Source organism: Vallitalea sediminicola (genome assembly GCF_054408565.1).
Genome location: NZ_BTPT01000104.1, coordinates 1 through 6,777 on the forward strand (window position 1 = coordinate 1; position 6,777 = coordinate 6,777).

The 6,777-nt window shown below is 29.2% G+C and carries 7 protein-coding genes; 6 read left to right on the top strand and 1 reads right to left on the bottom strand.

What is annotated here, in order from left to right; genetic code table 11:
- The first annotated feature begins 186 nt into the window (after positions 1-186).
- From ACX6CF_RS25555 to ACX6CF_RS25580, 6 genes are all read left to right on the top strand, one after another.
- A complete protein-coding gene (locus tag ACX6CF_RS25555; protein WP_458788213.1) occupies positions 187-1,344 on the top strand; it encodes a sensor histidine kinase in 1,158 nt (385 codons plus the stop codon).
- Between the two features lie 36 nt (positions 1,345-1,380).
- The gene (locus tag ACX6CF_RS25560) at positions 1,381-2,028 is read left to right on the top strand and encodes a response regulator transcription factor (protein ID WP_458788214.1); all 648 of its coding nucleotides are present in this window, start codon (positions 1,381-1,383) and stop codon (positions 2,026-2,028) included.
- A 156-nt stretch (positions 2,029-2,184) separates the two neighbouring features.
- The gene (locus tag ACX6CF_RS25565) at positions 2,185-3,126 is read left to right on the top strand and encodes a hypothetical protein (protein ID WP_458788215.1); all 942 of its coding nucleotides are present in this window, start codon (positions 2,185-2,187) and stop codon (positions 3,124-3,126) included.
- A 27-nt stretch (positions 3,127-3,153) separates the two neighbouring features.
- Positions 3,154-4,089: an ABC transporter ATP-binding protein gene (locus ACX6CF_RS25570; protein WP_458788216.1), complete on the top strand. Its 936-nt coding sequence runs from the start codon at positions 3,154-3,156 to the stop codon at positions 4,087-4,089.
- Positions 4,090-4,104: 15 nt separating this feature from the next.
- A complete protein-coding gene (locus ACX6CF_RS25575) occupies positions 4,105-5,445 on the top strand; it encodes an ABC transporter permease (RefSeq protein ID WP_458788217.1) in 1,341 nt (446 codons plus the stop codon).
- Positions 5,446-6,600 (top strand): ABC transporter permease, encoded by a 1,155-nt coding sequence (locus ACX6CF_RS25580; protein ID WP_458788218.1) that lies wholly within the window; start codon positions 5,446-5,448, stop codon positions 6,598-6,600.
- A gap of 12 nt (positions 6,601-6,612) precedes the next feature.
- On the opposite strand, the gene ACX6CF_RS25585 is transcribed toward ACX6CF_RS25580, so the two are convergent.
- Positions 6,613-6,777: helix-turn-helix domain-containing protein (locus tag ACX6CF_RS25585; protein WP_458788219.1), on the bottom strand; the 165-nt coding region annotated here is incomplete at its 5' end.

The following is a 6,777-nucleotide window of genomic DNA, read 5'->3' on the forward strand; positions in this document are numbered from 1 at the left end:
ACTGTATTGACTTGTTCTTTTATAGAGATATTTAATAATCAACTACATATAGAACATGAGGGTTGTGTTCAATAAAAAATGAAGTTAACATGTTAAGTACGTTGAAATATTATTACATCTAGATTATAATTTATTTGTAAAGAAATGTAATTATAAAATAAATTTCTATTAAGGTCAGGTGCTAATATGATAATAATTAGAAAGATAGGATACTATTTGATTGATTTACTTTCCATGATAATATTTTATTTTGCTTTTATATATGAAGGAGCTAAGGGCAATAGATATATAATATTATTAATATTATTTATGGCTTATGTCATATTGTCTATTATAAAAAATATTTTCAAAGAACATTCTAAAGTGATTTTTGTTATATTATGCTTAAAAATATTAATAATATTATTTATTGAAATCAATTCAAAATTTGCAATTAATTATTTTATACATGCAGTTTATTTATTAGTAATAATTGAATCAACTTCATTACTGAACTTTAGAAATAGTATGATCATTAATTGCTTGGCATTCATAATATCAATGTACAAATTTTTTAATCTTATATCTTTTAACAATAGTATCTCCAATATATCTCAAATGTTTCTTTTCATTCTTATCAACTCTTTAGTAATTGTTGTGTTGGGATTTGCTAAATATCATGAAGAAGAGAAAAGTAAGATTGATAATATTTATAAAGAACTATTAAGGGCTCATTATAAATTAAAGGATTATGCAGAAAAAATAAAGGAACTAACAACTATAGAAGAAAGAAATAGGATAGCTAGAGATTTACACGATACTCTTGGTCATGATATGACAGGACTTATTATGCAGCTTGAGATGACAAGTTCAATGATTGATAAAGATGTAGATGCAGCGAAAGGGCTTATGGAAGATTCTAAGGTAACTGCTAGAAATAGCTTGAAAAAAGTGAGAAAGATTGTAGAAACATTCAAAGATGAAAGTAAAATATATTCTGATATAGGTGCAATCAACGAACTTGTTGATGATTTTTCAAATAAAACAGGTGTAAATATTAAATTTGAAGTTAAAGGAGATAAAGTGGCTTTATCTCCAGATGTATATATAACACTGTATAGAATTGTACAGGAATCAATGACAAATGCTGTTAGGCATGGTGAAGCTACTCAAATAAAAATTATTATTATATATGAAAAAAATGTTATTAGATTTTCTATAACTGATAATGGTGTTGGATGTGACAATGTATGTGAAGGATATGGATTAAAGGGGATGAGAGAAAGAGTGGGTTTATTAGGAGGATTTATTGATTATAGGAATGAATGTGGATTTGAAGTTATAGGGGAAATTAATAGAGGGTAGATATTTAGTTGATTAAATTTGAAAGGGATGTGGATGATGATAAGGGTATTATTAGTGGATGATCAGGATATTTTGTTACAGGGGTTGACTATGATTCTGGGGAAAGAGGAAGATATTGAAGTTATTGGAGGAGTTAAGAATGGGGAAAAAGCTGTAAATAGATGTAAGATAGATAAGGTTGATGTGGTGTTAATGGATATCAGGATGCCTATAATGAATGGTGTGGAGGCTACAAAAGCAATAAAAGAATATGATGGAGATATTAAAATTATTGTATTAACAACTTTTAATGATGATGAGTATATATTTGATTCTCTAAAATATGGTGCATCAGGTTATCTATTGAAAGATGCTATGCCAAAAGAAATATCAGATGCGATTAGATGTGTATACAATGGTGGGACATTAATCAATCCATCTGTTGCAACGAAAGTTATGGATAGATTTAAAAAAATAAGTAACAATGAGCAGGAATATGAAACAGTTCAGGAGGTAAATACTTTAACAGTAAGGGAAAAAGATATATGTAGGCTATTGGCAAATGGTAAGAATAATAAAGAGATATCAGAAGAATTATTTTTAAGTGAAGGAACTGTCAAAAATCACATAACTAATATATTAGGTAAATTAGATCTTAGAGATCGTACACAATTAGCTATTTTTTCCATAAAGAATAGGCTATAGCAATACTAAATTATTTTGTGAAGATTAATCACTTAGTATTTATTGTGCAAAAAGTCATGGGTATGATGTGACAATGGATACATGGATTATTGTTATTAATAGTGTATATTAGTTATATAGATAAATTGAATTAAATAACAATAAGAGGTGAGTAAAATGAAAAAGACAATTAATGTAATAATGACAGTAGTAGTAGTAGTAGCAATGTTAACAGCGTGTTCAGCTGAAGCACTTGTAGATTATAATAATGCAGTAGTGAAAACTGATTCTGAAAAAATGGGTAAAGCATCTATGGAAATGAAGATAAGTGTAGATTATAATACGGAAGGTTTATCATTGGAAAAAGTTACACAACTGAATCATTATAAGGAAATGATATTTAATATTACGGATCAGTATGATATGACCCAAGAGAAGATTGCAACAGATATTTATATGAATTTTGGTGGAATTGGCATGGATTCTTATTTTTATAAAGATGGGGATAAAGAGTATATACAAATTCCAGTACTCAAAAAATATGTTAAGTTAGATGAAAAAAATTTCACCACTAATAAATATGAAAATATATTTACAAATGTATCAGAAAAATGGTTAGAATTATTAGGAGAAGAAAATGTAATAAAAGGTCAAAATACAATAATTGATACAAAAGATGGTCAGGTAAAAGCAAAGGAAGTATCCATAAAAATTAATGCTGACCAATTAAAACAATTAAGTGAAGAGATTATTAAAAGTATAACTGAAGGGGATATCCTTGAAGACTTTATTTTTATAACAAATGAGGATGATAAAGGTAGTATCGACAAAGAAGACATCAAAAAAGAGATATATAAAATTTTTGAAGGAGTGGTTTTCGATAATTTCCAGGCGACAGCTTATATTGATTTTGATGGATATCTTATAAGGGAAAGCATGACAATAGAAATGAGTATGGCAGAACAAGGAAAAGGAAAACCAATGTCTATCAAGGTTTCTTTTGATAAAACTAATTGGGATTTAGGAAAGAAACAAGAGATTAATATTCCAAAATTCAATGAAGAAGATATTCTTGAGATGGATGAGTTGAAGCGTATAGATAATATCATAGGTTTATAAACCTATCATAAGAATGGAGGCATTAATATGCAATTACTTAATGTATCACACCTGAAGAAATATTTTAAAAATATAAAAGCGGTAGATGATATTTCATTTAGTATAGAAAAAGGTGAAATATTAGGATTACTTGGACCTAATGGAGCTGGAAAATCAACAACTATCTCCATGCTTTCAACATTAATAAAACCTGATGATGGTATCATAACTTACAAAGGTAAAGATATTGTTAAGAGTCCACAGGCTATTCAAGGAAATCTAGGGTATGTACCCCAAGAAATAGCGCTCTATCCAAATCTTACAGGTAGGGAGAATCTTGAATTCTGGGGAAGAGCTTATGGTTTGAAAGGCAAAAAACTTAAGAAACAAATAAAGAAAATCTCTGAGATTATTGGAATAACAGAAAGATTGAAAGATAAAGTAAGTCAGTATTCAGGGGGAATGCAAAGAAGACTTAATATTGGGGCAGCCCTTTTACATGAACCTGAATTATTAATAATGGATGAACCAACGGTGGGGATAGACCCACAATCAAGAAAACATATTCTTGATACGGTTCTAGAGCTTAATAAAGAAGGAATGACAGTAATATATACCAGCCATTATATGGAAGAAGTAGAGTACATCTGTAACAAAGTATGTATTATGGATAATGGTAAAATCATTGCCAATGGTACCAAGAAAGACTTAGTAAATCTCATTGATGATAAAAAAAGAATTCTCATAAAAGTGGATAAGATTAATGATGTATTGTTAAAAGATATAGGTAATATTGAAGAAGTAACAGATGTAAGCTGTGAAGAAAATACAGTTATCGTTACTGTTAATAATGGTAAAGCAACTTTTAAAAAAATTATTGAGGTGTTGAATAATACAGAAACAAATATTCGTTCTATTGATATTAATGAACCTAACCTAGAAACTGTATTTCTACACTTGACAGGCAAGGCACTTAGGGATTAGAAAGGGTGAAGCTAATTGAAACTAAGACATATCATAGTTAAAGATGTAAAAAAGATTATTTACGATAAAAAATTATTAGCTATCATCGTTCTAATGCCTATTGTACTTATGACTATATTAGGTTTCTCTCTTAACAGTATGTTTGGGGATGGGGAAACATCTATAGGTGATATTAATATAGCTGTTGTTAAAAATTATGATGCCATAGAGGATATTAAAAGATTTGAAGATACAATAAACGAAAGTATTTTCGCTAAAAGTATGGATGAAAAGAGTAAAAATAATCTATTATCTTTTGTGAAAGATTATAACGTTGAAAATATATTTTTTGAATTTTTAGATACAGATGACATACAAGAAGTAATGACTTATACCATACAGGATGAAGAAAAAGCAAGAGAAATGTTAGAAGCAAAACAAGTAACAGCTGTTGTAATTCTACCAGAAAACTATATTTATAATACTTATATGAACTATGCTCTACCTGTAAGAAATATAGTGGATGTTGCAATTTTAAAACATACTGATAATAGTATTAAAGGTAGTGTTGTTGAAGCGATTATTAATGGCTTCATGGGAACAATGAATAACTATTCTCTTGATAAAGAAGTATTTATTAATAAGATACAAGAATACAGTAATATGGAAGCTGCTTTTGAAGGTGTTCCCTATTTGATGGAAGAGTTAACTGAAAATGTGCAGAAGAACCTTGATATCAAAGATATAAATGTGGAAGGCAAAAAAAATCTGACTAGTTTTCAGTATTATGCTGTGGCTATGATGGCTATGTTTATTCTTTATAGTGCTAGTAATGGTGGTAGATCCTTACTAGAAGAAAAGGATAATATAACATATCAGAGAAATAGAGTTGCAGGGGTTTCCTTAAAAAAAATATTGGTAAGTAACTTTTTTATGATTAGTATAATTACTATATTACAATCAGTAGTTATGATTTTATTTACTGGTCTGGTATTAAAGATAAATTGGGGAGATTTATGGTTAGTGATGTTAACTGTACTAAGTAGTAGTTTTGCTATTGGTGGTATAGGAATATTTATCTCTGTTATAACATTAATCAATGGAAATTATAAGTTCGCTAATGTATTTGAACTTGGAATAATTCAATTTATGGCATTGATAGGTGGTAGTTTCGTACCTGTAGAGACTTTACCTAGTTTTATGAACAAAGTATCATATTTTTCAACTAGTGGGGTTGCCATAAAAATATATACAGGAATAATGCGAAATTCTAAGTTAGTAGATATGTGGAACTATTACGCTATTTTAATCGGTACTGGCGCAGTGTTTATCTTAGTCTCTGCTATTATGGTTAGGACACGAAGGGAGGCAATATAAATGTTTGCAGTACTGAAGGTTAAGATTTTAGGTTATAAGAGTCAAATACCTCTTTTGGCTAGTTTTATCGCAATGATGTTGATATTTACTTATATATTCGGGGCATCTTTTTCCTCAGATAGTGTTAAACCAACAGTGTATATTGTGGATAATGCAGATAACAATATGAGTAATCTGTTGATAACTAAATTACAAGAGAGTGAAGCTATACAATTAAAAGAAGTGGGCTATAATGAAGCAGTAGGTAATGTAGAAAGATCAAAAGGGATTGGAGCTATTGTTGTAGATAAAGGTGCTGAAGGAATTAAACTATCATTAATGAGTATCAATCAGACTAGAGATACAATGATGTTGAAAAGCTTACTTTCCGGGGTATCAAGTATGTTTCAAAATGATATGAGACTTGCAGAGATAACATATAATTATTTAGATGAATCAGGATTTACTGTAGAAAAGAATGTGGTTCAAAAAGATATCATGAAGGAAATTGGAGAGTTAAGAGATAAAAAGACATTTTATACTACTAGTTCAGGATATATTGATACTGAGTTGCTTAGTTATGATAATCTTAAGCAAGCTCTAGCGGGATTTGCATTGTTTTTTTCCATGTTCTTAGTATTCTTCGGTATCGGAAGCATAGTTGATGAGAAAAAGAGTTATGTTTGGCAGCGACAGTTAGTATCTCCAATAAAAAATATTTCTATATTATCAGGTAATGTCATTGCAACATTTATTGCTGGTTTTGCCAATATATTGGTGATGGTATATGCAGGGAAATATCTATTTCACATAGATTGGGGAAAAAGTGATATTGGAATACTTCTATTATTAGGAGCTTTTATATTTACTGTTACATGTCTTGGACTATTTATAGCTTCATTTTTCAAGACATCACAGCAATTATCATCTATTGTACCAGTAATTACGGTTAGTACATCAATGTTAGGAGGCTGTATGTGGCCATTAGAAATGATACAATCAAAAACATTATTGTTCATTGCTAATTTGACACCTCAAAAATGGGCTCTTGAAGGTATAAAAGATTTGATAATGTATGGGCATGGGATAGAATCCATAGTTACGCCTGTATTAGTATTATTGTTGATGGGAATTATATATCTAGTATTAGGTATCAGATTAGTAAAAAAATGCTAGTAAATAGATATGCTATGTAGGTTTTGAGATATAAGTAAAGTCCTTAACATATTTTTTTGGAGATAATCCAACGATTTTCTTGAATTTTTTATAGAAGTTGGAATAGTCATTAAAACCAACTAAATAACAAGCATCTGTAACTGGAACACCTTCTAATAGAAGGTGTTTTGCTTTTTC

Bases quoted from the DNA above. Each gene is read 5' to 3' on its own strand.
- ACX6CF_RS25555 (WP_458788213.1), top strand. From the start codon at position 187: ATGATAATAATTAGAAAGATAGGATACTATTTGATTGATTTACTTTCC.
- ACX6CF_RS25560 (WP_458788214.1), top strand. From the start codon at position 1,381: ATGATAAGGGTATTATTAGTGGATGATCAGGATATTTTGTTACAGGGG.
- ACX6CF_RS25565 (WP_458788215.1), top strand. From the start codon at position 2,185: ATGAAAAAGACAATTAATGTAATAATGACAGTAGTAGTAGTAGTAGCA.
- ACX6CF_RS25570 (WP_458788216.1), top strand. From the start codon at position 3,154: ATGCAATTACTTAATGTATCACACCTGAAGAAATATTTTAAAAATATA.
- ACX6CF_RS25580 (WP_458788218.1), top strand. From the start codon at position 5,446: ATGTTTGCAGTACTGAAGGTTAAGATTTTAGGTTATAAGAGTCAAATA.